This is a genomic window from Streptomyces sp. PA03-6a (genome assembly GCF_033792765.1).
GTDB lineage: Bacteria > Actinomycetota > Actinomycetes > Streptomycetales > Streptomycetaceae > Actinacidiphila.
This window is the reverse complement of the sequence record NZ_JARAVK010000072.1, coordinates 13,349-38,751: the sequence shown is the minus strand read 5'-3', so window position 1 is coordinate 38,751 and position 25,403 is coordinate 13,349. Positions and strand designations below refer to the sequence as shown.

The following is a 25,403-nucleotide window of genomic DNA, read 5'->3' as shown; positions in this document are numbered from 1 at the left end:
CAGCCTGCTCAACCCCCCCTCGGGGTGTCCCTTCCATCCGCGGTGCACCTTCACCGAGGAGGTCGGCGGCGGGCGCTGCGCCGCCGAGCGGCCCGGCATCCCCGAGGGCGAGCGGCGCGGCTCCGCCTGCCACCTGGGCCAGGACCGGAAGCGGGAGATCTTCGCCGGGCAGATCCGGCCGCGGCTGGGCGGAGGTGTGCGGTGAGCGTTCCCCAGCAGAACGACGCGCCGAGGGAGACCATGACCCCGCTGCTCGAAGTGACCGGCCTGCGCAAGTACTTCCCCGTGCGGAGCGGCTTCCTGGTCAAGCGCCACGTGGCGGACGTGCGGGCCGTGGACGGGATCGACCTCGCCGTCGCCGAGGGCGAGAGCCTGGGCCTGGTCGGCGAGTCGGGCTGCGGCAAGTCCACCACCGGGCGGCTGGTGACCCGGCTGCTGGAGCCCACCGCGGGACGGATCGACTACCGGGGCCGGGACATCACGCACGCCTCGCGCAAGGAGCTGGCCCCGATCCGCTCCGAGATCCAGATGATCTTCCAGGATCCGTACGCCTCGCTCAACCCGCGGCAGACCGTCGGGCACATCGTGTCGGCGCCGCTGGAGATCAACGGGATCAACCCGCCGGGCGGCCGCGAGAAGCGGGTCCGCGAGCTGCTGGAGACCGTGGGCCTCAACCCCGAGCACTACAACCGCTTCCCGCACGAGTTCTCCGGGGGCCAGCGGCAGCGCATCGGGGTGGCCCGGGCACTGGCGCTGGGGCCCAAGCTCATCGTGGCGGACGAGCCGGTGTCGGCGCTGGACGTGTCGATCCAGGCCCAGGTGGTCAACCTGCTGCAGCGCCTGCAGCGGGAACTGGGGATCGCCTTCCTCTTCATCGCCCACGACCTCGCGGTGGTGCGGCACTTCTCGCAGCGCGTGGCCGTGATGTACCTCGGGCGGATCGTGGAGGTCGGCGACCGCCGGGACATCTACGAACGGCCCCGCCACCCGTACACCCACGCCCTGCTGTCCGCCTCCCCCGAGCCGGACCCGGACGAGCGGGAGGCGAACGAGCGGATCCGGCTCGCCGGCGACGTGCCCTCGCCCGTCTCCCCGCCGTCCGGCTGCCGCTTCCGCACGCGATGCTGGAAGGCACAGGACAGGTGCGCGACCGAGGAACCGCCCCTGGTACGCCTGGAGGGGAACCGGGAGGGGCACCTGAGCGCGTGCCACTTCCCCGAGGAACCGACGACCGCGGCACGCGGCGAGGACGTCGTCCTCGACCCCGCGCTCGCCGCGCTCGAGGAGACGCCCGCCGACAGGACCCCTTGACCCGGGCCGACTGACGTCTCCGTTCGGAGCCCGGCCCGCGCCCACACCCCTGCACCACCGGGCGCGGGTCGTGCCTTTCCGTGGCTCGGTTCGCCTCCGGTGCGCCCCAGCCGACGTTGGGGGCACCCCCAGCCGCCGGGCTGGGGGAAGTCGACCATGCTCGGTCCCTCGTTCCTCGGGACCTCCGCGTGCTCTCCCTTTCGGCACCGGCCGCGCCCCTTCGGCTCACTCGCCGGCCGTGCCTTTCCGTGACTCACCCGCCGGCGGCTCGGGCGGCACCACCGTCTTCTCCTCGGCGAAGTGGCACGCGCTGTCGTGCGCCGCCGGGGAGTCCACACCGCGGAACACCGCGGGCACCGCCAGTTCCGGCACCTCCAGCGTGCAGCGCTCCTGCGCCTTCCAGCACCGGGTGCGGAAGCGGCAGCCGGACGGCGGGTTGGCCGGCGACGGGACGTCACCGCTGAGGATGATGCGCTCGCGGTGCTCGCGCGCCCCGGGGTCGGGCACCGGCACCGCCGACAGCAGCGCCTGGGTGTACGGGTGGGTGGGGTGTTCGTAGATCTGGGTGCCGTCGCCGGTCTCCACGATCCGCCCGAGGTACATCACCGCCACCCGGTCCGAGATGTGGCGGACGATCGACAGGTCGTGCGCGATGAAGACGTAGGAGAGGTCGAACTCGTCCTGCAGCCTCTCCATCAGGTTGATGACCTGCGCCTGAACCGAGACGTCCAGCGCCGAGACGGGCTCGTCGGCGACGATCACCTCGGGCCGCAGCGCCAGGCCGCGGGCGATGCCGATGCGCTGCCGCTGGCCGCCGGAGAACTGGTGCGGATAGCGGTTGATGTACTCCGGGTTCAGGCCGACGACGTCCAGCAGCTCCTGCACCCGGCGGCGCCGGTCGCCCTTCGGGGCCACCTCGGGGTGGATCTCGTACGGCTCGCCGATGATGTCGCCGACGGTCATCCGCGGATTGAGCGAGGTGTACGGGTCCTGGAACACCATCTGGATGTTCCGGCGCACGGCCTTCAGGGCCCTGCCCGACAGCTTGGTGATGTCCTGCCCCTTGTAGAGGATCTGCCCTCGGGTGGCCCGTTCCAGGTGGACCAGCAGCCGGGCCACGGTGGACTTGCCGCACCCGGACTCGCCGACGACGCCCAGGGTCTCGCCCCGGTACAGGTCGAGGTCGACGCCGTCGACCGCCTTCACCGCGCCGATCTGCCGTTTGAGGAGGATCCCCTGGGTGAGTGGGAAGTGCTTGTACAGCCCGCGCACCTGGAGCACGGGCTCACCGCTGGTGCTCACCGAGGCACTCCCTCCAGAAGTGGCAGGCGCTGCCCCGCCGCGCGCTGATCCGGTACAGCTCCGGCTCGTCGGTGGCACACACCTCCTGGGCCAGGGGGCAGCGCGGATGGAAGGCGCAGCCGGTGGGGATGCGCAGCAGGTTCGGGGGCAGGCCCTTGATCGCGTAGAGCTCCTGGCCCTTCTGATCCAGGCGCGGGATCGACTCCAGCAGGCCCTTGGTGTACGGGTGCGCGGGCCGCCGGTAGATCTCGTGGACCGGCGCGGTCTCCACGATCCGGCCCGCGTACATCACCGCGATGTGGTCGGCGACGTCGGCGACCACGCCGAGGTCGTGGGTGATCAGGATCAGGCCCATGCCGTACTCGCGCTGCAGCTCGGCCAGGAGCTCCATGACCTGCGCCTGCACGGTGACGTCCAGGGCAGTGGTGGGCTCGTCCGCGATGATCAGCTCGGGCTCCAGGGCGAGCGCCATCGCGATCATGATGCGCTGGCGCATGCCGCCGGAGAACTGGTGCGGGTACTGCCCGACGCGTTCGCGCGCCGCGGGGATCCGCACCCGGTCCATCAGCTCCACCGCCCTGGCCCGGGCGTCCTTGCGGGACATCCCCCGGTGGACCCGGAACATCTCGCCGAGCTGCTCGCCGACGGTCAGGACGGGGTTGAGGGCGGACAGCGCGTCCTGGAAGATCATCGCCATCCTGGCCCCGCGCACCTTGCGGCGCTCCTCGGCGCCCATGGTGAGCAGGTCCTCGCCGCGGAAGAGGATCTCGCCGCGGGTGACGAACCCGGGCGGCGAGTCGAGGATGCCCATGACGGCCTGCGCGGTCACGGACTTGCCGGAGCCGGACTCGCCCAGCACGGCGAGCGTCTGACGGGGACGCACCGCGTAGGAGACCCCGTTGACGGCCCGCGCGACGCCGTCCCGGGTGCGGAACTCCACGTGCAGGTCGCGTACGTCGAGCAGGGGCGGCTCGTCCCGGGCCGCGGCGGCCATCGTTCCTCCGTCCATCAGCGCAGCTTGGGGTCGAGGGCGTCGCGCACCGCGTCACCGAGCATGATGAAGGCCAGCACCGTCACGCTCAGCGCCCCGGCCGGCCAGAGCAGCATGTGCGGTGCGTTGCGGATCTGGGTGGAGGCCTGGGAGATGTCGATGCCCCAGGAGACGGTGGGCGGTTTCAGCCCGACGCCGAGGTAGGACAGGGTGGCCTCCAGGGAGATGTACGTGCCGAGCGCGATGGTCGCCACGACGATGACGGGCGCGACGGCGTTGGGCGCGATGTGCCGCAGCAGCAGACGGGTGGTGCCGGCGCCGAGGGCGCGGGCGGCCTGGACGTAGTCGTTCTGCTTGGCGGTGATCACCGAGCCGCGGGCGATGCGGCCGATCTGCGGCCAGCCGAGCAGCACGATGAAGCCCACCACCGGCCAGACGGTGGTGCTGGTGACGACGGACAGGAAGACCAGGCCGCCGAGGACGATCGGGATGCCGAAGAAGATGTCGCTCACCCGGGACAGCACCGCGTCGGCCCAGCCGCCGTGGTAACCGGCGAGGCCACCGAGCAGCGCGCCGAGCAGGGCCGCTCCGAGGGTGGCGCAGACGCCCACGGTGACCGAGGCGCGCGCCCCGTGGACGACCCGGGTGTAGACGTCGCACCCCTGGGTGTCGAAGCCGAAGGGGTGGCCGGGCGCGGAGCCCTTCTGGGAGTTGTCCAGGTTGCAGCTGAGCGGGTTGCCGGGGGCGATGAGCTGCGGCCAGACGGAGATGACGACGAGGAAGAGGATCACCAGCGCGGCGATCACGAAGACCGGGTTGCGCCGCAGGTCCCGCCAGGCGTCCGACCACAGGCTGCGCGGCCGGTCCGCCCCGGGGAGGGCGGCCGGGGCGGGCCCTGCCGTACCGGGGCCGGGCGCCCGCTCCAGGGTGCGTGCCTCGTCCTGCCCCAGGCCCATGGCGGCTCCCGTCCCGCCGGCCGGCTCCATGGCCTCGTCGGGGTGGTTGCGCGGCTCAGGCATAGCGGATCCTCGGGTCGAGGACGGCGTAGAGCAGGTCGACCAGCAGGTTCGCGAGGAGGAAGACGATGACCAGGATGGTCACGAAGCCCACCACGGTGGCCGAGTCGAGCCGCAGGATGCCCTGGTAGAGCTGGTAGCCCACGCCGTGGATGTTGAAGATGCGCTCGGTGACGATGGCCCCGCCCATCAGTGCCCCGATGTCGGTGCCGATGAAGGTGACCACCGGGATGAGGGAGTTGCGCAGCAGGTGACGGGTGATCACCCGGCGGCGCGGCAGCCCCTTGGCGACGGCGGTCCTGACGTAGTCGGCGTGGACGTTCTCCACGACGGAGGTGCGGGTGAGCCGGGTGACGTAGGCGAGCGAGGTCAGGGCCAGCACGAACGCCGGCACGATCAGTTCGTCGAACCGGGCCTCGGAGGAGACCGAGGGCGCGATGAGGTTCCACTTGACACCGAGCAGGTACTGCAGCACGTAGCCGGTGACGAAGGTCGGCACGGAGATGACGACGAGGGTGCCGAGCAGCGTCGCGGTGTCGGCGGGACGGCCGCGGCGCAGCCCGGTGAGGACGCCGAGGGTGATGCCGATGACGATCTCGAAGAGGATGGCGAGGACCGTCAGCCGCAGCGTGACCGGGAGGGCGGTGGCCAGCAGCTCGGTGACCGGCTGGCCGTTCCACGCGACCCCGAAGTCGCCGCGGAAGATCTGCCCCATGTAGTGCAGGTACTGCTGCCACAGCGGGTGGTCCAGGTACAGGTCGTGGCGGATCTGCGCGGCCGTGGCGGGGTCGCAGGCGCGGTCCCCGCACCGGGCCTGGACCGGGTCGCCGAGCGCGTACACCATGACGAAGATCAGCACGGTGGTGCCGACGAAGACCGGGATCATCTGCAGCAGACGGCGGATGACGTACCGTCCCATGGGCGTCAGCTGACCTTGATCTGGTTGTAGACGGGGACGCTGAAGGGGTTGAGGGCGACGGCGGAGAGCCGCCCGGACCAGCCCGCGCTGCCGTTCTGGTACCACAGGGCGATCGCCGGGACCTGCTGCGGCAGGATCCGCTCGGCCTGCTGGAAGGTGTCGACGGCCTTGGCGGTGTCGCTCTCGGCGTTCGCCCGGTCGACGAGCTCGTCGAACTCCGGGTCGCTGAAGTGCGCGTCGTTGGACGAGGCGCCGGTGTAGTACAGCGGCTGCAGGAAGTTCTGGATCAGCGGGTAGTCCATCTGCCACCCCGCCCGGAACGGGTTCTTCATCTGCTTGTTGACGATCTGGTTGCGGAAGTCGGCGAAGGTGCCGACGGGGTCGCCGACACAGGCGTCGTCCTTGCCCAGCGCGTTGTTGATGCTGTTGCAGACCGCGTCGACCCAGTCCTTGTGGGAGCCGCTGTCCGCGTTGTAGGTGATCCTCATGGTGCCTCCGGGGAGGCCGCCGCCCTCCTTGACCAGCTGCCTGGCCCGGGCGGGGTCGTAGTCGCACGTGCGGCCGCAGAGGGTGTCGTCGAAGCCGCCCTCCGCGCCGAGCACGGGTGAGGTCCAGTCCCGCGCCGGGATGCGGGTGTTCTGGAAGATCTGCCGGGTGATCTGCTTGCGGTTGATCGCCATGGAGATTCCCTGGCGGAGCTTCTCGGAGTTCTCGCCCGACCAGGCCTTGTCGTAGAGCGGGAAGGCGAGGGTCTGGATGATGCCGGCCGGGGTGTTGAGGTAGCGGCCGTCCAGGTCGCCCTTCACGTTCTTCAACTGGGAGGCGGGGACGTCGTCGACCAGGTCGAGGTTGCCGGCCTGCAGGTCGGTGTAGGCGGTGATGTTGTCCGTGTAGACCTTGAGGTCCACGCCGCCGTTGACGGCCGCGTCGCCGCCCTTGTACCCGTCCCACGTGCGCAGGTGCATGCCCTGGCCCTTGGTGTAGGACTCCACGCGGTACGGGCCGTTGCCGATCGGCTTGCGCAGCCAGGCGGCGTGGTCGGTGAAGAAGGCCCGGGGCAGCGGCATGAAGGCGGCGTAGCCGAGGGTGTCCGGCCAGGTGGAGAACTTCTGGTTGAGCTTGACGGTGAAGTTCAGGTCGTCCTGCCTGGTCAGGCCGGAGAGCTTCCCGGCGGCCGGCCCGCCGGACTCCGGGTGGACCTTGTCGTAGCCCTCGACGTACCGGAAGAAGGAGGCGTTGATCTGCTTGTTCGTCACCAGCGCCCCGTAGTTCCAGGCGTCGATGAACGAACCGGAGGTGACCTTCTCACCGTTGCTGAAGGTCCAGCCGTCCTTGAGCCTGATCCTGAACGTCCGCTGGTCGGTGGTGGTGATCGCGTCGGCGATGACGTTCTCGGCGGCCGCCGTCCTCGGGTTGTACTTCTTCAGGCCGCGGAAGATCATGTCCAGCACCTTGCCGCCCTGCACCTCATTGGTGTTGGCGGGCTCCAGCGGATTCTGCGGATCGGTCCACGAGGCGCTGAACACCCCGGAGGCGCCGGTCGATCCGCCGCCCGCGCCCCCACCCCCGCAGCCGGTGGCCACCAGGGCGGCCACGGCCGCGCCCGCGGCCCACCTCGCCGCGCTCCGTCGCATCGGATGCCTCCTCGGGGAGCTCTCTACGCCATGAAGGACACGAGACTCACCATGACATCGCAAACCCGTACATATTGCACAGCGGCTCACCGGCCCGGGGGTTCCCGAGGCGGGACAGAGGGTTTTCCCTATGCGCCGGCCCGTCAATGAGGGTTATCCCGATAGTCGGGTTAAATTTCGACCAAAAAAATAAAGGATCCATCACGACGAACCGGCGCTCGTTGACGCGGCCATAATTCGGTTGCGAAAGTCCCATCAACCCTTCAAGCCCGGGTGGAATGCGCACGACCTGCGCAGACGGCCCGGGTGCAAATGTTTCGGCCGTGCTACACAACTATGTCAGACGCGGCCGGCGAAGAAAGTTCAACCTTGTTATTTGTTCGAAACGAACCGACTGAGAGTGTGAGCCGTGGGCCGTTACCTGCTGCGCCGACTGATCAACCACGTGGCGCTGGTTCTCATCGCGGCTTCCCTCACGTACTTCCTGGCGGCGATCAGCCTCAACCCGCGGGCCAACTTCGCAGGCCGCAACCCCCCGGTGGCCGCGTCCTCGGTGACGGCCACCCTGAACGACTACAACCTCAACCCCGACACCCCGGTCGTGGTCCGCTTCGCCCACTGGGCGAACGGCGTGGCCCACGGGGACCTCGGACGGACCGTCACCGGCGGTGAGGTCAACGACGAGTTCGGCCGGCGCGTCGGGGTGAGCACGCGCCTGCTGCTGATCGCCACCATCCTGGGTTCCATCGGCGGCGTCCTGGTGGGCGCCTGGGGGGCCATCAGGCAGTACCGGACATCGGACCGGGTCGCGACGCTGGGCTCCTTCTTCATCCTGGCCATGCCGGTTCCGGTGATCGCGGTGACGCTCAAGCTCTGGTCGATCAACCTCAACGACGCCGTGGGGTTCAAACTCATCGAGTACACCAACGAGTACGATCCCGGCCTGACCGGGACCGGTGAGATCCTCCTCAGCCGGTTGCAACACCTGCTGGTACCCAGCCTGACCCTGATCCTCATTCAGGTCGCCCTCTACAGCCGCTACCAGCGCAGCACCATGCTGGACGTCCTCGGCAGCGACTTCCTCCGCACCGCCCGGGCCAAGGGCCTGTCGCGGCGGGCGGCGCTGATGAAACACGGGCTGCGCACCGCCGTCCTCCCGGTGGTCCCGCTGCTGGTCTACAACGTCGTCCTGCTCTTCACCGGCGCGACCTTCACGGAGAAGATCTACGGCTGGCACGGCATGGGCGAGTGGCTGGTCGACTCCATTCGCACGAACGACGTCAACGCGGTCGCCGCCGTCGGCATGTTCACGGCGTCCGTGGTCCTGATCGCCGGCCTGCTGTCCGATGTGCTCTACGCGGCGCTCGATCCCCGCGTACGGGTGCGCTGAGACCCACCGCACCCCTCCGCCGCCCCGATCCCGCGTTACCAGGAGCCTCCACCCATGGCCGTCCAGACCCCCTCCGTACAGCCTCCGGCGCAAGTGCCCGCCGCCGCGCCGGGCGACCAGCCTGCCAAGCGCCGCGCGAGCAGCCGGCTCCGGCTCACCGCCGTCCGCTTTTCGCGCAACCGCATGGCCCTGTTCGGCCTGGTCATGCTGGTCCTGCTCTTCCTGATGGCGTATGTCGCGCCGCTGTTCTACAAGTGGGACTACACCGAACTCGACTTCACCGCCTTCCAGAAGCCGCCCTCGCCGGACCACTGGTTCGGCACCGACCAGACGGGCACCGACATCTTCGCGCTCACCGCGCGCGGTATGCAGAAGTCGCTGGTCATCGGCATCCTGACCGGCCTCATCTGCACCTTCATGGCCGCCGCGGTCGGCGCGGCCGCCGGCTACTTCGGCAGCTGGAGCGACCGCTCCCTGATGTGGATGGTCGACCTGCTGCTCGTCATGCCCAGCTTCCTGATCATCGCGGTGCTCTCGCCCCTGTTCCAGGGGACCACCTGGCTGGTGTTCGTGGTGCTGCTGGCGGCGTTCAGCTGGATGATCAGCGGCCGGGTGGTCCGCAGCATGACGCTCACCCTGAAGGACCGTGAATTCGTCAAGGCCGCCAAGTACATGGGCGTGTCCTCGCCGGTCATCATCTTCCGGCACATCCTGCCGTCGATGGCCTCGTTGCTGATCATCGACGGGACGATCCAGGTCGGCGCCGCGATCATCGGGGAAAGCAGCCTGTCGTACTTCGGCTTCGGGGTGCAGGCCCCCGACGTCTCGCTGGGCACGCTCATCGCGACCGGCACCCCCGCCGCCCCGTCCTTCCCGTGGCTGTTCTACTTCCCGGCCGGCTGCCTGGTGCTGATCTGCCTGTCCATCGCCTTCATCGGCGACGGCCTGCGCGACGCCCTCGACCCCAACTCCAGCGGCGCCAAGGCCCGCGCACCCCGCACCACCAAGAAGAGCACGTCCAAGGAAGGACGCACGTCGTGAGCGAGACGCCCCCCGCCCTTGAGGTCACCGACCTCCACGTCTCCTTCCCGAGCGAGGCCGGGCCGGTCAGGGCCGTGCGCGGCGTGTCCTTCTCCGTGCGTCCCGGCGAGGTCCTCGGCATCGTCGGCGAGTCCGGCTCCGGCAAGTCCGTCTCCTCCCTCGCGGTCCTCGGACTGCTCCCGGAGACCGCCGACATCAAGGGCTCGGTCAAGCTGCACGGCCGCGAGCTGCTGGAGCTGGACGACCGGGACATGACCGAGATCCGCGGCAAGGACATCGCGATGGTCTTCCAGGACCCGTTGTCCGCGCTGACCCCGGTCTACTCCGTCGGCAACCAGATCGTCGAGGCGCTGCGGATCCACCAGGACCTGGACAAGGACACCGCCCGCAAGCGCGCGATCGAGCTGCTGGACCTGGTGGGCATCCCGGACCCGGCGCGGCGCGCCGACGCCTTCCCGCACGAGTTCTCCGGCGGCATGCGCCAGCGCGCGATGATCGCCATGGCGATCGCCAACGACCCCGAGGTGATCATCGCCGACGAGCCGACGACCGCCCTGGACGTGACCATCCAGGCGCAGATCCTCGACGTCCTGAAGAAGGCCCAGGAGGTCACCGGCGCCGCCATCGTCATGATCACCCACGACCTGGGCGTGGTCGCCGGCTTCGCCGACCGGGTCCAGGTGATGTACGCGGGCCGCCCGGTGGAGACCGGGACCGTGGACGACGTCTACTACACCCCGCGCATGCCGTACACCATCGGTCTGCTCGGCTCGATCCCCCGGCTCGACGACGGCGGGCGGCACGCGCTGACCCCGATCGACGGCAACCCGCCCTCGCTGGTGGACCTGCCGACCGGCTGCCCCTTCGCGGCCCGCTGCCCCATCGCCATCGACGTGTGCCGCCGCATCGAGCCCGAGCTGACGGTGCGTGAGGGGGGCAACCACCCCACGGCCTGCCACCGCAGCCACGAGCTGGTGGCGGGCGGCTCCCTCGACCCCGCGACCATCTACCCGGTACCGCCCGTGCCCGAGGCCCCGGCCGACTCCGTGCCCCGCGCGGACCGCGCCCCGGTGCTGGAGGTCGACGGGCTGGTCAAGCACTTCCCGCTGCTCCACGGCGCGGTCATCAAGCGCAAGGTCGGCGAGGTCCGCGCGGTCGACGGCATCAGCTTCGACATCCGCGAGGGCGAGACGCTCGGCCTGGTGGGCGAGTCGGGCTGCGGCAAGACCACGACACTGCTGGAGATCCTCGACCTGCCCTCCGGGCAGTCCGGCACGGTCACCGTCTTCGGCAAGGACATCCGGGGCCTGAAGGGCGCCGACCGCAAGGCGCTCCGCCGCGACCTCCAGGTGGTCTTCCAGGACCCGATGGCCGCGCTCGACCCGCGGATGCCGGTCGGCGACATCCTCGCCGAGCCCATGAAGACCCACGGCTGGTCCCGGGACCGCATCGCCGCCCGGGTGCCGGAACTGCTGAACCAGGTCGGCCTCGACCCGGACCACGTGGACCGTTTCCCGGCGGAGTTCTCCGGCGGGCAGCGGCAGCGCATCAGCATCGCGCGGGCGCTGGCGCTGGAGCCCAAGCTGGTCGTCCTGGACGAGCCGGTCTCGGCCCTGGACGTGTCCATCCAGGCCGGTGTGCTCAACCTGCTGGACGAGCTCAAGGCGCGCATGAACCTGAGCTACCTCTTCGTGGCGCACGACCTGTCCGTCGTGCGGCACATCGCCGACCGGATCGCGGTGATGTACCTCGGCCGGATCGTCGAACTCGGTTCCGCCGAGGCCGTCTTCGAAGCACCCTCCCACCCGTACACCCAGGCGCTGCTCTCCGCGGTGCCGCTGCCCGATCCCCGCAAGGAGCGCGATCGCAGGCGCATCCTGCTCACCGGTGACCTTCCCAGCCCCGCGGACGTGCCGACCGGCTGCCGATTCCGCAACCGCTGCCCGAAGTTCGCCTCCCTCGACGAGTCCGACCGCGGCCGGTGCCGCGAGGAGGACCCGGCACCGACCGGACTGGCGGGCGACCACACCGCGGCCTGCCACTTTGCCGCCGCCGTCACCGTCGTGTGATTTCCCACCCCGTAAGAGGAGAGAGAGTCCGTTGAACAGAACACGTATGTCCGTCGCCGTGGTGGCGCTGGCCACGGCGAGCGCGCTGACCCTGACCGCGTGCGGCGGCGGGGACGGGAAGAGCGACGCCGCGTCCAAGAAGAACTCGGTGCCCAAGTCGAGCGTCAACAACATCAAGGCCACCGACCGCGACCAGCTCAAGCAGGGTGGCACCCTGAACTGGCCGCTGGGCGAGATCGCCGAGAACTTCAACTACAACCAGATCGACGGCACCCTGGCCGACGGCTACGACGTCGAGCGCGCCGTGATGCCGATCATCATGATGTCGGACGCCACCGGCACGGTCACCCCGAACCCGGACTACCTGACCTCCGCCGAGGTCGCCGACACCGCCGGCAAGCAGGTCGTCACGTACAAGATCAACCCCAAGGCCAAGTGGTCCGACGGCACCCCGCTGTCCTGGAAGGACTTCGAGGCCAGCTGGAAGGCGCTGAACGGCAAGGACGCCAAGTACAAGATCTCCTCCAGCACCGGCTACGAGCTGATCAGCAGCGTCGCCAAGGGCGCCAACGACCAGGAGGCCGTGGTCACCTTCTCCAGCCCCTACGGTGACTGGAAGGGCCTGTTCAGCCCGCTCTACCCGGCCAAGGTCGTCGGCACCGCCGACGGCTTCAACACCGGCTACCTGGGCAAGTTCCCGGTCACCGCGGGCGCCTTCAAGTTCCAGGGCATCGACAAGACCACCAAGACCCTGACCGTCGTGCGTGACGACAGCTGGTGGGGCAACAAGGCCATTCTGGACAAGATCATCTACCGCGCGCTGGACTCGGACGCCACCGCCGGCGCCTTCGCCAACGGCGAGGTCGACTTCTTCAACGTCGGCCCCGACTCGGCCGCCTACAAGCAGGCCAAGGAGGTCAAGGGCGCCGACATCCGCAAGGCGGCCGGCCCCAACTACCGCCACGTCACCTTCAACGGCGCCCGCGGTGCGCTGAAGGAGGTCAAGGTCCGCCAGGCCATCATGTCCGCCCTGAACCGGCAGGCCATCGCCGAGTCCGACCTGCAGGGTCTGGACTGGGACGCCAAGCCGCTGAACAACCACTTCTTCGTCACCAACCAGAAGGGCTACAAGGACAACTCCGCCGGCATCGGCACCTTCGACCAGGCCAAGGCCAAGAGCCTGCTGGACGAGGCCGGCTGGAAGCAGAGCGGCGAGTTCCGCACCAAGGGCGGCAAGACCCTGGAGCTGGACTTCGTCATCCCGGCGAACGTCAGCACCTCCGCCAACGAGGGCAAGCTGATGCAGCCGATGCTCAAGGCGGTCGGCATCAAGCTGAACATCAAGTCGGTGCCGCTGCAGGAGTTCTTCGACAAGTACGTCAACACCGGCAGCTTCGACCTGACGGCCTTCTCCTGGCTCGGCACGTCCTTCCCGGTGTCGTCGACCAAGTCGATCTACGCCAAGCCCGTGGGTGACAACATCCAGCAGAACTACACCGGCGTCGGCAGCGACGAGCTGGACGCGGCCATGAACAAGGCCGCCGCCGACACCGACCCGGCCCAGGCGATCGACGACGCCAACGCCGCGGACCTGCTGATCTGGCAGCAGGCCAACCTGCTGCCGCTGTACCAGCGTCCCGACATCTACGCGGTGAAGAAGGACCTGGCCAACATCGGCGCCTACGGCTTCCAGGACCTGCGCTACGAGAACATCGGCTACCTGAAGTAAGCCGCGCCGGCTCCCGGCACCGCGTCCGCCCCGTCACCGCACCTCGGTGGCGGGGCGGACCGCTTCATATGCGTGGCCGAAGCGGGCGCCGCCATGGGACCGTTGACGGCCCCGCAGGCCGCGGCCGGGTCTCCCGGCAGGACAGGATCCCCGCCATGCCCCTCGCGCGCTCCCGGCCCTTCGCCGACGTCTTCGCCCATTTCGGGGTGGCCGAGGGCGACCGTCCCGCCCGCTCGGTCCACCCGCACTCGCCGGTCTTCCGCTGCCGTGTGGCCGGTACGGAAGCGGCACTGAAGAAGGCCGCCTCGCCGCAGACCGCGGCGGCGGCCGTCGCCGGCTGGACGCGCGCGCTGGCGGCCCGGGGCGTCCCGGTGGTCACCCCGCTCGACGGGCCGGCCGCGAACCCGGCCCGGATCGGCGAGGGGGACTGGGTCGCCTACCCCTGGGTGGAGGGCAGGCCCTACCGCGGTACGGAAGCGGACATCGAGGCCGCGGGCGACCTGCTGGGACGGCTGCACGCCCACAGCGCCGACGGCCCCGCCGCGGTCCCCGCCTTCACCTGGCCCGACCACGAAGCGGCGGAACTCGAAGCCGAGCTCGACGCGCTGCGCCCCGCCCTGGCCCGCCACGCCCCGGCGGTCCGGGAGGCCGCGACGGCCCGGCTGGAGCCGTGGTCGCGGACCCTGATGACGCACCTGCTGCCCGCCCTGCGCGACGCGGGCCTGCCCCGTGTCGTCGCGTCGATGGACTTCAAGGCGAACAACCTGGTCTACGCCGAGGACGGCCCGGTCCTGATCGACCCGGAGAACGCCGAGTACGCGCCCCGACTGCTCGACCTCGCGCTGGCGCTGCTGCTCTTCCACACCGAGTCCCCGGGCGCCCCGCCGCGGCCGTTCACACCCCGTGAATGGGCCGTCTTCCACGACGCCTACCGCCGCCACTGCACGCTGACCGCTGCCGAGGTGGCCCTGTGGCCGGTGGCCGTGCGCTACATGCAGGTCGAGTGGGGCATCTGGACGCTCCTGGACGCCACGGAGAACGACGACTGGGCCGACCCGCACCAGGGGGCCTTCCTCACCGCTCTCGCGCTCGCCGGGCCGGACGGCCGCCCCGTACGGCCGTGAACGCCCGAGGGGCGCCCGCACGGCGATCGTGCAGGCGCCCCTCGTGGGTGGTGCGGGTGGTGCTCAGTTCACCGCGTGGACGACGTCCTTCTCCTCGGCGAAGTGGCACGCCGACTCGTGCGCGGCCGGGGTGTCCTCGCCCTTGAAGCGCTGCGGGATGGCCAGCAGCGGCTCCTCGGTGGCACACCGGTCCTGTGCCTTCCAGCACCGGGTGCGGAAACGGCAGCCGGACGGCGGGTTGGCCGGCGACGGGACGTCACCGCTGAGGATGATGCGCTCGCGGTGCTCGCGCGCCTCCGGGTCCGGCACCGGCACGGCCGAGAGCAGCGCCTGGGTGTACGGGTGGGTCGGGTGGTCGTAGATCTCGGTGTCGGTACCGATCTCGGCCATCTTGCCCAGGTACATCACGCCGACGCGGTCGGAGATGTGGCGGACGATCGACAGGTCGTGCGCGATGAAGATGTAGGAGAGGTTGAACTCGTCCTGCAGCTTCTCCATCAGGTTGATGACCTGCGCCTGCACGGAGACGTCCAGCGCCGAGACCGGCTCGTCGCAGATGATGATCTCCGGGTTGAGCGCCAGGCCGCGGGCGATGCCGATGCGCTGCCGCTGGCCGCCGGAGAACTGGTGCGGGTACCGGTTGATGTACTCCGGGTTCAGGCCGACGACGTCCAGCAGCTCCTGCACCTTGCGGCGCCGGTCGCCCTTCGGTGCCACCTCGGGGTGGATGTCGAAGGTCTCGCCGATGATGTCGCCGACCGTCATGCGCGGGTTCAGCGAGGTGTACGGGTCCTGGAACACCATCTGGATGTTCCGTCGCACGGCCTTCAGGGCGCGGCGGGACAGCTTGGTGATGTCCTGCCCCTTGTAGAAGACCTCGCCGGCGGTGGCCCGCTCCAGGTTCATCAGCAGCTTGGCGACGGTGGACTTGCCGCAGCCGGACTCGCCGACGATGCCCAGGGTCTCGCCCTGGTACAGGTCGAAGGAGATCCCGTCGACGGCCTTGACGGCGCCGATCTGCTTCTTGAAGAGGATGCCCTGGGTCAGCGGGAAGTGCTTGACCAGGTTGCGCACCTGGAGGATCGGCTCGCCGCGCTTGACCGGCTGGGCGATCGCGGCCTCGACCGCCGCCACCTCGTCGGAGACGGCCTCGTCGTTATTGGTGACGTCAGCCATGGATCGTCTCCTTCCAGAAGTGGCACGCACTGCCGCGGCCCGGCAGCTCGCTGCCGTCCTGCTCGGTCACCCGGTGCAGCGTGGGGATCTCGGTGCGGCAGATGTCCTGCGCCATCTCGCAGCGCGGGTTGAACGCGCAGCCGGTGGGGATGCGCAGCAGGTTCGGGGGCAGGCCCTTGATCGCGTAGAGCTCCTGGCCCTTCTGGTCCAGGCGCGGGATCGACTCCAGCAGGCCCTTGGTGTACGGGTGCGCGGGCCGCTTGTAGATCTCGTGGACCGGCGCGGTCTCGACGATCCGGCCCGCGTACATCACCGCGATCTTGTCCGCGACGTCGGCGACCACGCCGAGGTCGTGGGTGATCAGGATCAGGCCCATGTTGTACTCGCGCTGCAGTTCCGCGAGCAGGTCCATGACCTGGGCCTGCACCGTCACGTCGAGCGCGGTGGTGGGCTCGTCCGCGATGATCAGCTCGGGCTCCAGGGCCAGCGCCATCGCGATCATGATGCGCTGGCGCATACCGCCGGAGAACTGGTGCGGGTAGTCGTTGACCCGCTCCTTCGCCGCCGGGATGCGGACCCGGTCCATCATCTCGATGGCCTTGGCCTTGGCTTCCTTCTTGGACAGGCCCTGGTGGACCCGGAACATCTCGCCGAGCTGGTAGCCGACGGTGAGCACCGGGTTCAGCGAGGACAGCGCGTCCTGGAAGATCATCGCGATCTTGCGACCACGGATCTTCCGGCGCTGCTCGCCGGACATCTTGAGCATGTCCTGGCCCTGGAAGAGGATCTCGCCCTGCGGGATCCGCCCGGGGGGCATGTCCAGGATGCCCATGATCGCCTGCGCGGTCACGGACTTGCCGGAGCCGGACTCGCCCAGCACCGCCAGGGTCTCACCGGCCGACACCGTGTAGTTCACACCGTTGACGGCCTTGGCGATGCCGTCACGGGTGTGGAACTCCACGTGCAGGTCGCGCACTTCCAGCAGCGGAGCGGCGGCATCCCCGGTACGGGGTGCGGGCACGTCCGCGGTCTTGTCGATGGTGGTCACGTACGCCTCCCTCAGCGCAGCTTGGGGTCGAGGGCGTTGCGGACCGCATCGCCGAGCATGATGAACGCCAGGACCGTGATGCTCAGCATGATCGACGGGTACAGCATGATGTGCTGAGCCGTACGGATCTGCGCGGCACCGCCGGAGATGTCCTGACCCCAGGAGACCACGGACGTGGGCAGGCCCAGTCCGAGGTAGGACAGGGTGGCCTCGGCCGAGATGTAGCCGCCGAGCGCGATGGTGGCGACGACGATCACCGGGGCGACCGCGTTCGGCAGGATGTGCTTGAACAGGATCCGTGTGGTGCTCGCGCCCAGGGCCTGGGCGGCGTGCACGTAGTCCGCCTGCTTGATGGTGATCACCGAACCGCGCATGACGCGGGCGATCTGCGTCCAGCCGAGGAAGGCCAGCGCACCCGACACCACCCAGACCGTGCGGTCGGTGAAGGAGTTCAGGACGACCAGCGTGCCGAGCAGGAACGGGACCGCGAAGAAGATGTCGGTGATCCGGGACAGGATCGTGTCGACCATGCCGCCGAAGTAACCGGCGATCATGCCGACCAGGCCGCCCAGCACGGTGACCAGGACGGTCACGCTGACGCCGACCGTGATCGAGGCCCGGGTCCCGTAGATCACACGGGCGAAGACGCTGCGGCCCTGCCCGTCGTAGCCGAGCCACTCCGCGGAGAACACGTGCCCGTACTCGGGCTTGCCCAGGTAGTGGTTCCGCAGGTCGGCGTAGGTCGGCGAGGCGCTGGTGAACAGGCCCGGGAAGACCGAGATCACCAGCAGGAGCAGGATCAGGATCCCGGAGACCACGAAGTAGGGGTTGCGGCGCAGGTCCCGCCAGGCGTCGCCCCACAGGCTGCGCGCCTTCTCCGCCGTGGGCGCCGGCCCGGTGGCGGAAGCGGTGTCCGCGGCCGTGGCGGCCATCGGGTCCGCGTTCTCGACGGCGGTCTTGGTGACGTCAGGCATAACGGATCCTCGGGTCCAGGACCGCGTAGAGCAGGTCGACGATCAGGCTGGTGACGAGGAAGACCAGCACGAGGACGGTGACGAGACCGACCAGCGTGGTCCCCTCGCGGCGCAGGATGGACTCGTAGATCGTGCCGCCGACACCGTGGATGTTGAACAGGCCCTCGGTGACGACCGCACCGCCCATCAGGGCGCCGATGTCGGTACCGAGGAAGGTGACCACCGGGATCATCGAGTTGCGCATCAGGTGCACGCCGACCACGCGGCGCCGGGGCAGGCCCTTGGCGATGGCGGTCCGCATGTAGTCGGCGCGCAGGTTCTCGGCTATGGAGGTACGGGTCAGGCGCGCCACGTACGCCAGCGAGAGGCTGGCCAGCACGATGGCCGGCATCAGCAGCTGGCTGTAGTTGGTGGAGTCCTGGACGTTCGGCGTCATCCATCCGAGCTGGAAGGCGAAGACCAGCTTGAAGATGAAGCCGAGGACGAAGACCGGGACCGAGATCAGCAGCAGGGTGAAGATCAGCACCAGCGAGTCGGCGAGCTTGCCCGCGCGCATGCCGGCCCAGACACCGAGGGCGATGCCCACGACCAGTTCGATCGCGAAGGAGAGCCCCGCGAGCCGCAGCGTCACCGGGAAGGCGTCCCCGAGCACGTCACGCACCGGACGACCGCTGGCAATCTGGTTGCCGAAGTCGAAGTGCAGGATGATGCCCGTCATGTAATCCCAGTACTGCTTCAGGATCGGCTGGTCCAGACCGAGGTCATGACGGATCCGCGCCACGGTCGCCGGGTCCGCGCCCTTGTCGCCGAAGAGCGCCCGCACGGGGTCGCCCGGCAGGGCGTAGACCATGAAAAAGATGAGCAGAGTCGTCCCGATGAACACCGGGATCATCTGGAGCAGTCGCCGCGCGACGTAACGCCCCATCGTGCCTCCATGTCAGTCGCTGTGGCAGCAGAGATGGGCCCTTCCCCCGTCCTCCTCTTCGGGAAGACGGGAGAAGGGCCCCCCAGCCGTTGCCTGCACCCCGCGCGTCCGACGTCTCCGTCAGTCCCGCACCGGCGTGCTCACTACGCGATGGTTACTTCTTGACCTCGACGCCGGTGAGGATCGGGTCACCGTTCTGCGCGTACTGGACGTTCGAGACGTTCTCCGAGTAGCCGGCGTTGACCTTGTAGTACCAGAGCGGGATGGCGGGCATGAGCTCGACCATCTTCTTCTCGGCGGCCTGGTACTCCTTGACCGACTCGTCGAGCGTGGCCGCGGTGTCGGCCTTCTTGATCAGCTCGTCCAGCTCCTTGTTGGAGAAGCCGGACTGGTTGCCCGCCGAGGTGGTGCCGTAGAGGTCACGGATGAAGTTGGCGTTCACGGGGTAGTCGAGCACCCAGCCACTGCGGTAGATCGACTTGACCTCGTGGGCCTCGCGGGCGTCCAGGTCGCTCTGGAAGTCGGCCTTGGAGTCGCCGGCGCACTTGACACCGGTCGCGTTGGTGATGCTGTTGCAGACGGCCTCCACCCACTCCTTGTGGCCACCGTCGGCGTTGTACTGGATGGAGATCTTGTTGCCGGGGACGCCGCCGCCGGCCTTGATGAGCTCCTTGGCCTTCGCGGGGTCGTACTTGAAGACGTCGCCGCCCACGTTGTCCTGGTAGCCGAGCACGCCCTTGGCGACGAAGCCGGTGGCGGGCTCACGGGTGCCCTGGAGCACCGTCTTGGTGATGGTGTCGCGGTCGATCGCCATCGACAGACCCTGGATGACCTTGGGGTCGACGTTCTTCCACTGCTTGGAGTAGAAGGCCGGGACGATGGACTGGATGGCGGAGTACGCCTGGTCCACGGCGCGGTCACCGAGGTCGTCGCGGTAGACCGGGAGGTCCTTCGGCGCGATCTGACGCAGGACGTCGACGTTGCCGGACTTCAGGTCCTCGTACGCAGCCTCGAGGCCGGTGTAGTTCTTGAAGATCACACCGCCGTTCTTCGCCTTGTCCGGGCCCTTGTAGCCGTCGAAGCGCTTGACCTCGATCTGCTTCTTGTGGTCCCACTTGACGAACTGGTACGGGCCGTTGCCGACCGGGTTCTCGCCCGCGGCCTTCGGGTCCTTGTAGAAGGACTCCGGCAGGGGCGAGAACACCTCGTAACCGAGCTTGTACACGAAGTACGGGATCGGGGTGGTGAGCTCGATGGTGAAGGTCTTGTCGTCGACGACCTTCAGGCCGGACATGGCGTCGGCCTTCGGCTTCGCACCCTCCTTCTCGGGGTGGACGTCCTCGAAGCCCTTGATGTCCGCGAACCACGACGCGTTGGTCTGGGCGTTGTTGATGTTCGCGGCCCAGTTCCACGCCTTGACGTAGGACTCGGCGGTCACCGGGGTGCCGTCGTGGAACTTCCAGCCGTCCTGCAGCGTGACCGTGTAGGTCTTGTTGTCCTTGGTGTCCACCGACTTGGCGTTCACCATGACGATGTTGCCCTTGGGGTCGTAGTCCACGAGCTGCGAGAACAGCGAGCGGACGACGATGCTGCCGTTGGACTCCATGGTGTTGGCAGGCTGCAGGGGGTTCTGCGGCTCGCCGACCTCGACGGAGAACTTGCCGTTGGGGTTGACGCCGCCAGCGTCGTTGCTGCTGCCCTTGTCACCACCGCCGCCACCGCAAGCGGTAGCAGCCATAGCGACGATGATCGCACCTGCGACCCAAGTGGCGCTCTTGGCACCGCGCATGGGTTTGCCTCCTCAGGAGTCACTGTTCTTACGTGAAAGGGCCGGCCTCACTGACACCCCTGACAGTGATACCGGTCACCTGTGCTCGTGAGTCGGCGCTCCCCATAAGCGCTTGGACCCATTGACCCGAGCTCAACGGCTCCAACTATCGGTCACGTTGGGCCTACGAACCACACACTTACGATCTCGTTTTGGTCACAACCGGTCCAAAACAATCCCGCAATTCGGACATTTGGATTGTAGACAGACACCGACGAAACGGACTTGTAACACAAGTACCGGTGAACGTCGTCCGGTATCCGGACGTCGCCGGACTGAAATCCGGTTGCCCTCAAAGCGCGTAGATTCCACGCGAATGTACGTGCCTGACGGGCCGACAGGGAACGAGCTGTCGCGCCCACGCCACTGGCGCAACCGCGACACATCGCCGCCCCGGGAACCGAACCGCGCACGACGGCCGGAGCCCCGGTGAGTTCGGTCACAACCGGCCCCGGAAAGGGCCCTCGATGTGACCGCCCTCACGGAAAACGGCGCTCCACGCACACCGTGATCGACGTGGATGTCCCGTGATGTCCCATCCGCACCGCACCGCAGCCGTCCGGGAGCGGCCGCGAAGCGGCCCGGCGCCCCCGTGGGACCGGGGACGGCCGGGCCGGTGTCCGTGCAACCGCCGAGGGTGCGGTCCGCGCCGCCGGCGCGGACCGCAGGGGCCTCAGCGCTTGGCGCGGGAGGCGGTGCGGCCGCGCTCCTTCTGGTCCAGGACGACCTTGCGGATGCGGACCGTCTCCGGGGTCACCTCGACGCACTCGTCGTCGCGGCAGAACTCCAGCGACTGCTCCAGGGAGAGCTTGCGCGGCGGGACGATCGCCTCGAACGAGTCGGCCGACGAGGACCGCATGTTCGTGAGCTTCTTCTCCTTGGTGATGTTGACGTCCATGTCGTCGGCGCGGGAGTTCTCGCCGACGATCATGCCCTCGTACACCTCGGTGCCCGGGTCGGTGAAGAGCACACCGCGCTCCTGGAGGTTCGTCATCGCGAAGGCGGTGACGGCACCGGCACGGTCGGCGACCAGGGAGCCGTTGTTACGGGTCACCAGGGGGCCGAACCACGGCTCGTGGCCCTCGTGGATGGAGTGGGCGATACCCGTGCCGCGGGTGCCGGTCAGGAACTCGGTACGGAAGCCGATCAGACCGCGGGAGGGCACGACGAACTCCATGCGGACCCAACCGGAGCCGTGGTTGGACATGTTGTCCATCCGGCCCTTGCGGGTGCCCATGAGCTGCGTCACGGCGCCCATGTGCTCCTCGGGCACGTCGATGGTGATGCGCTCGACCGGCTCGTGGACCTTGCCGTCGACCTCGCGGGTGACCACCTGCGGCTTGCCGACGGTCAGCTCGAAGCCCTCCCGGCGCATGGTCTCGACGAGGATGGCCAGGGCCAGCTCACCGCGGCCCTGCACCTCCCAGGTGTCGGGGCGCTCGGTCGGCAGCACGCGGAGGCTGACGTTACCGATCAGCTCCCGCTCCAGGCGGTCCTTGACCAGGCGGGCGGTGACCTTGCGGTCCTTGACCGCCGACTTGTCGGCGCCCTTGCCGCCGGGGCCACGGCCGACCAGCGGCGAGGTGTTCGCACCGATGGTCATGGAGATCGCCGGCTCGTCCACCGTGATCAGCGGCAGCGCGATCGGGTTCTCCGGGTCCGCCAGCGTCTCGCCGATGGTGATGTCGGCGATGCCGGCGACGGCGCAGATGTCGCCCGGGCCGGCCTTCTCGGCGGGCTTGCGGGTGAGCGCCTCGGTCATCATCAGCTCGGTGATGCGGACGTTCGCGATCGAGCCGTCACGCTTGATCCACGCGACCGTCTGGCCCTTCTTGAGCTCGCCCTGCTCGACGCGGAGCAGCGCGATACGGCCCAGGAAGTTGTCGGCGTCCAGGTTGGTGACGTGCGCCTGCAGCGGGGCGGCCTCGTCGTACACCGGGGCCGGGACGTGCTCCAGCAGCGTGGAGAAGAACGGCTCCAGGCTGTCGCTGTCGGCCGGGACGGTGCCGTTCTCCGGCTTGGTCAGCGAGGCCACGCCGTCCCGCGCGCAGGCGTAGACGATCGGGAACTCGATCTGGTCCTCGTCCGCGTCCAGGTCCAGGAACAGGTCGTACGTCTCGTTGACGACCTCGTCGATCCGGGAGTCCGGGCGGTCGGTCTTGTTGATGCAGAGGATGACCGGCAGCTTCGCGGCCAGCGCCTTGCGCAGCACGAAGCGGGTCTGCGGCAGCGGGCCCTCGGAGGCGTCCACCAGCAGCACGACCGCGTCGACCATCGACAGGCCGCGCTCGACCTCACCGCCGAAGTCGGCGTGGCCGGGGGTGTCGATGATGTTGATCGTGATGGGTTCGCCGCCACCCTTGGGGTGGTACTTCACGGCCGTGTTCTTCGCGAGAATGGTGATGCCCTTCTCGCGCTCCAGGTCGTTGGAGTCCATCATCCGGTCGTCCAGATGCTGGTGCGCGGCGAAGGCTCCGGCCTGCTTGAGCATGGCGTCCACCAGCGTCGTCTTGCCGTGGTCGACGTGGGCGACGATGGCGACATTACGAATGTCGTTACGCGTGGGCATACTGGGGCGCTTCTCCCGGGTAGGTAGGTGGGGCGGCGTGCCCTCGTCGGCACACCTAGCCCGCCGGGCGAGTCAAGCCACGGCCTCACCCCATGGTACGGGGCCCGGGCGGCAAGGGCCGCCCGGGCATGATCGTCCCGGGTCGGTCGGGGCCGGGCCGCCTCCCCGATCCGCAGGGCGGGGGGAGGACGGCACGTCGCGCAGGGGAAGCGCGGGCCCGGCCACCGTGACGGACGTCACGGGTGTGGCCCTACTTCCTGAAGCCGATGTCCTGGAAGCGCGGCGTCGCGAAGCCGAAGGCACCCGCGTTGAGGACGTCCTTGCGCAGGGCGACCAGCTCGGGGCGCTGGTAGAGGGGGATGGAACCGGCGGCCGCCCAGATGCGGGCGTCGGCGCGGGCGGCGAAGTCCCGGGCCTCGGCCGGGTCGAGCTCGCCGGCGGCCTGGTCGAAGAGCTGGTCGATGAGGTCGGTGCCGACCCGGGGATAGTTCTGCTCGACCACCAGGGAGCCGTCCGGCGCGGGCTCGGGCTTGGCGAAGATCGGGCGGGTGTCGGTCGCCGGGAAGGCCGTGCCGGGCCAGCCGTACAGGGCGAGGTCGAAGTCGCCGGCCGCGATGTGGTCGCGGAAGAAGCTGTCGTCGGAGACCCGCTGCAGCTCGGTGCGCACGCCGATGCCGGAGAGCATCGTGGCGATGCGCTCGCCGACCGTGTTCAGGGTCGCCGAGGACTTGGGCAGGACGAAGCGCAGCGTCAGCGCCTTGCCGTTCTTGCGCAGCACCGTCTTGGCCGGTTCGACGACGCTGACCTCGACCTTGTGCGCGGGCGCCGCCTGGTTGCGTTCCGCCGCCCCGGCACCGCCGCCGCCCGCCCCGGCCCCGGGGTCCAGGGCGGTGCGCTGCCAGCCCGCGTCGGCGAGCAGGGCGCGGGCGGCCTTCGTGTCGGACGTGCCCAGGGCCGAGCTGTGGTCGGCGTACCCGGCCTGGGTGAGCAGCAGCAGGTGGTTGCCGAGCGGTTCGTCGGGCAGGCCGAGGGGCGCCAGCACCGCCTTGGCGATGGCCCGGCGGTCCACCGCGCGGGCCACGGCGTGCCGCACCTGCTCGTCGGCGAGCGGCCCGGTGGAACCGTTGAGGGCGAGCTGCGTGTAGGAGGCGGCGCGCGTCCGGTAGACGGCCACGTGCTTGCCGGACACGTCACGGTCGACCTCGGCCACGTCCAGCGCGCCGGAGGCCAGGTCGGCGGCCCGCTGGTGGGCGGGCGCGGCGGCGAGGACCAGCTGGGACAGCTTGGCCCGGTCGCCCCACCACTTGGTGTTGCGGACCAGCGTGACGGACTTCCCGCTCGCGCCGCGGACGGCGAAGGGCCCGCCGGCCACCGGCAGCTCGCGGCGCGCGCCCTCGTTGAAGGCCTTGGCGGTGCCGGTGACGGCCTTGGGGTACAGCGGGGTGAACAGCGACTGCCAGTCCGCGTACCGCTTGTCGAAGGTGACCTTCACCTCGTGCGCGTCCTTGCCGGCCTTGACCGAGGAGATCCGGTCGTACCCGGCGTTGCGCGCGGTCCAGTAGGCGTCCTCGGTGCCGCGCAGCGCCTTCCACTGGGCGGCGAAGTCGGCGGCGCCGATCGGGCGGCCGTCGCTCCAGACCGCCTTGGGGTTGAGCCGGTACGACACGACCTGCTGCGGCTCGCTCCGCACCACCTTGGCCGACCGCAGCAGATCGGTGTCCAGGTACGGGCGGCCCTTCCCGTCCAGCCGGAAGGCGGCGGGCAGCACGGCCGCGGCGACCAGTGCGGTGGCGTCGTTCGCCCCGGACTGGAACGCGTTCAGGGTGCCGGGCGCCGCGTCCACGGCCCAGCGCAGGGTGCCTCCGTCACGCACCCCGTCCCGGGGCGCCGAGGCGAGGTCGGTCCCTGCGAGAGGGTCGTCCTTGCCGGCGGAGCACCCGGCGGAGGCGGCGACCGCGGCGGCGAGTGCCACGGCGGTCGCGGAGCGGATCAAGGTGGCGCTGCGGGCCATGCGTGCGTACCTCCGCGAGGGGGCCATGATCACAGGACGGCCTATTTGCCGCTTATCGCACCTACTGAAAGCCATTCCGCGACCGCGGACGCCGTCGACACGTCGCGCACCACCGCCTCCCACCCGCCCGGCGCAACGCCTGAGCGGGCCCCCGGCCCCGTGGGCCGGACGCCACCCCCGCACGGGTGCGCGGCCTTCGGGGGAATCACGCGCCACGGCGCGTTCGCACAGGGCGCGCGCCACCCGTAGGTGGGACAATCCCTGCAGATCTCTTCCCAAGCGCGACTGTGACGCGCGACACTCGCTTGGCGTTAGCGTCGTGCACCCGCAACGTGGCGGAGGTGAG

General features: G+C 69.4%; 18 protein-coding genes and 1 pseudogene. 7 read left to right on the top strand and 12 right to left on the bottom strand.

All coding sequences use genetic code 11. The annotated features are described in order from the left end of the window. Both PV350_RS19090 and PV350_RS19085 read left to right on the top strand, forming a co-directional pair. Positions 1-205: pseudogene (locus PV350_RS19090) on the top strand (ABC transporter ATP-binding protein); the annotation flags it as partial. Positions 206-240: 35 nt separating this feature from the next. Then, a complete protein-coding gene (locus PV350_RS19085) occupies positions 241-1,311 on the top strand; it encodes an ABC transporter ATP-binding protein (protein ID WP_499516931.1) in 1,071 nt (356 codons plus the stop codon). 225 nt (positions 1,312-1,536) lie between these two features. Here the strand turns inward: PV350_RS19085 and PV350_RS19080 are convergent, their stop codons facing one another. Genes PV350_RS19080 through PV350_RS19060 form a run of 5 tightly spaced genes read right to left on the bottom strand, consistent with a single transcriptional unit; the run spans position 1,537 to position 7,173 of the window. Continuing rightward, positions 1,537-2,613: an ABC transporter ATP-binding protein gene (locus PV350_RS19080; protein WP_499513765.1), complete on the bottom strand. Its 1,077-nt coding sequence runs from the start codon at positions 2,611-2,613 to the stop codon at positions 1,537-1,539. Further along, positions 2,597-3,622: an ABC transporter ATP-binding protein gene (locus PV350_RS19075; protein WP_499513764.1), complete on the bottom strand. Its 1,026-nt coding sequence runs from the start codon at positions 3,620-3,622 to the stop codon at positions 2,597-2,599. Before PV350_RS19075 ends, PV350_RS19080 begins: the two co-directional genes overlap by 17 nt. Then, entirely contained in the window at positions 3,622-4,623 is a 1,002-nt protein-coding gene (locus PV350_RS19070) for an ABC transporter permease (RefSeq protein WP_499513763.1), read from the bottom strand. The genes PV350_RS19075 and PV350_RS19070 overlap by 1 nt, the downstream gene beginning before the upstream one ends. After that, positions 4,616-5,539, bottom strand: coding sequence for an ABC transporter permease (locus PV350_RS19065; protein WP_499513762.1), 924 nt, complete (start codon positions 5,537-5,539; stop codon positions 4,616-4,618). The genes PV350_RS19070 and PV350_RS19065 overlap by 8 nt, the downstream gene beginning before the upstream one ends. A gap of 5 nt (positions 5,540-5,544) precedes the next feature. Further along, on the bottom strand, positions 5,545-7,173 hold the full coding sequence (locus PV350_RS19060; RefSeq protein WP_500335015.1) for a peptide ABC transporter substrate-binding protein: 1,629 nt from the start codon (positions 7,171-7,173) through the stop codon (positions 5,545-5,547). A gap of 409 nt (positions 7,174-7,582) precedes the next feature. On the opposite strand from PV350_RS19060, the gene PV350_RS19055 reads away from it, so the two are divergent. From PV350_RS19055 to PV350_RS19035, 5 genes are all read left to right on the top strand, one after another. Then, positions 7,583-8,563 (top strand): ABC transporter permease, encoded by a 981-nt coding sequence (locus PV350_RS19055; RefSeq protein WP_500335013.1) that lies wholly within the window; start codon positions 7,583-7,585, stop codon positions 8,561-8,563. Positions 8,564-8,617: 54 nt separating this feature from the next. Further along, a complete protein-coding gene (locus PV350_RS19050) occupies positions 8,618-9,604 on the top strand; it encodes an ABC transporter permease (protein WP_500335012.1) in 987 nt (328 codons plus the stop codon). Further along, positions 9,601-11,673: an ABC transporter ATP-binding protein gene (locus PV350_RS19045; RefSeq protein WP_499513758.1), complete on the top strand. Its 2,073-nt coding sequence runs from the start codon at positions 9,601-9,603 to the stop codon at positions 11,671-11,673. Before PV350_RS19050 ends, PV350_RS19045 begins: the two co-directional genes overlap by 4 nt. 31 nt (positions 11,674-11,704) lie before the next feature. Then, positions 11,705-13,402, top strand: a complete 1,698-nt coding sequence (locus tag PV350_RS19040) for an ABC transporter family substrate-binding protein (protein ID WP_499513757.1) — start codon at positions 11,705-11,707, stop codon at positions 13,400-13,402. Between the two features lie 155 nt (positions 13,403-13,557). Beyond that, positions 13,558-14,526: a phosphotransferase enzyme family protein gene (locus PV350_RS19035; RefSeq protein WP_500335009.1), complete on the top strand. Its 969-nt coding sequence runs from the start codon at positions 13,558-13,560 to the stop codon at positions 14,524-14,526. Positions 14,527-14,589: 63 nt separating this feature from the next. Here the strand turns inward: PV350_RS19035 and PV350_RS19030 are convergent, their stop codons facing one another. The 7 genes from PV350_RS19030 to PV350_RS19000 form a co-directional block, all read right to left on the bottom strand. Continuing rightward, positions 14,590-15,702: an ABC transporter ATP-binding protein gene (locus PV350_RS19030; protein ID WP_500335007.1), complete on the bottom strand. Its 1,113-nt coding sequence runs from the start codon at positions 15,700-15,702 to the stop codon at positions 14,590-14,592. Then, positions 15,695-16,750 carry an ABC transporter ATP-binding protein gene (locus PV350_RS19025; RefSeq protein WP_499513754.1) on the bottom strand — a complete coding sequence of 352 codons (1,056 nt, stop codon included), beginning with the start codon at positions 16,748-16,750 and terminating at the stop codon, positions 15,695-15,697. Before PV350_RS19025 ends, PV350_RS19030 begins: the two co-directional genes overlap by 8 nt. Before the next feature lie 11 nt (positions 16,751-16,761). Then, a complete protein-coding gene (locus tag PV350_RS19020; RefSeq protein WP_499513753.1) occupies positions 16,762-17,724 on the bottom strand; it encodes an ABC transporter permease in 963 nt (320 codons plus the stop codon). Beyond that, positions 17,717-18,649: an ABC transporter permease gene (locus PV350_RS19015; RefSeq protein WP_499513752.1), complete on the bottom strand. Its 933-nt coding sequence runs from the start codon at positions 18,647-18,649 to the stop codon at positions 17,717-17,719. The genes PV350_RS19020 and PV350_RS19015 overlap by 8 nt, the downstream gene beginning before the upstream one ends. A 154-nt stretch (positions 18,650-18,803) precedes the next feature. Further along, positions 18,804-20,438, bottom strand: a complete 1,635-nt coding sequence (locus tag PV350_RS19010) for a peptide ABC transporter substrate-binding protein (protein ID WP_499513751.1) — start codon at positions 20,436-20,438, stop codon at positions 18,804-18,806. A 712-nt stretch (positions 20,439-21,150) separates the two neighbouring features. After that, a complete protein-coding gene (gene typA, locus PV350_RS19005) occupies positions 21,151-23,046 on the bottom strand; it encodes a translational GTPase TypA (protein WP_499513750.1) in 1,896 nt (631 codons plus the stop codon). 250 nt (positions 23,047-23,296) lie between these two features. Beyond that, on the bottom strand, positions 23,297-25,057 hold the full coding sequence (locus tag PV350_RS19000; RefSeq protein ID WP_499513749.1) for an ABC transporter family substrate-binding protein: 1,761 nt from the start codon (positions 25,055-25,057) through the stop codon (positions 23,297-23,299). Positions 25,058-25,403 lie beyond the last annotated feature (346 nt).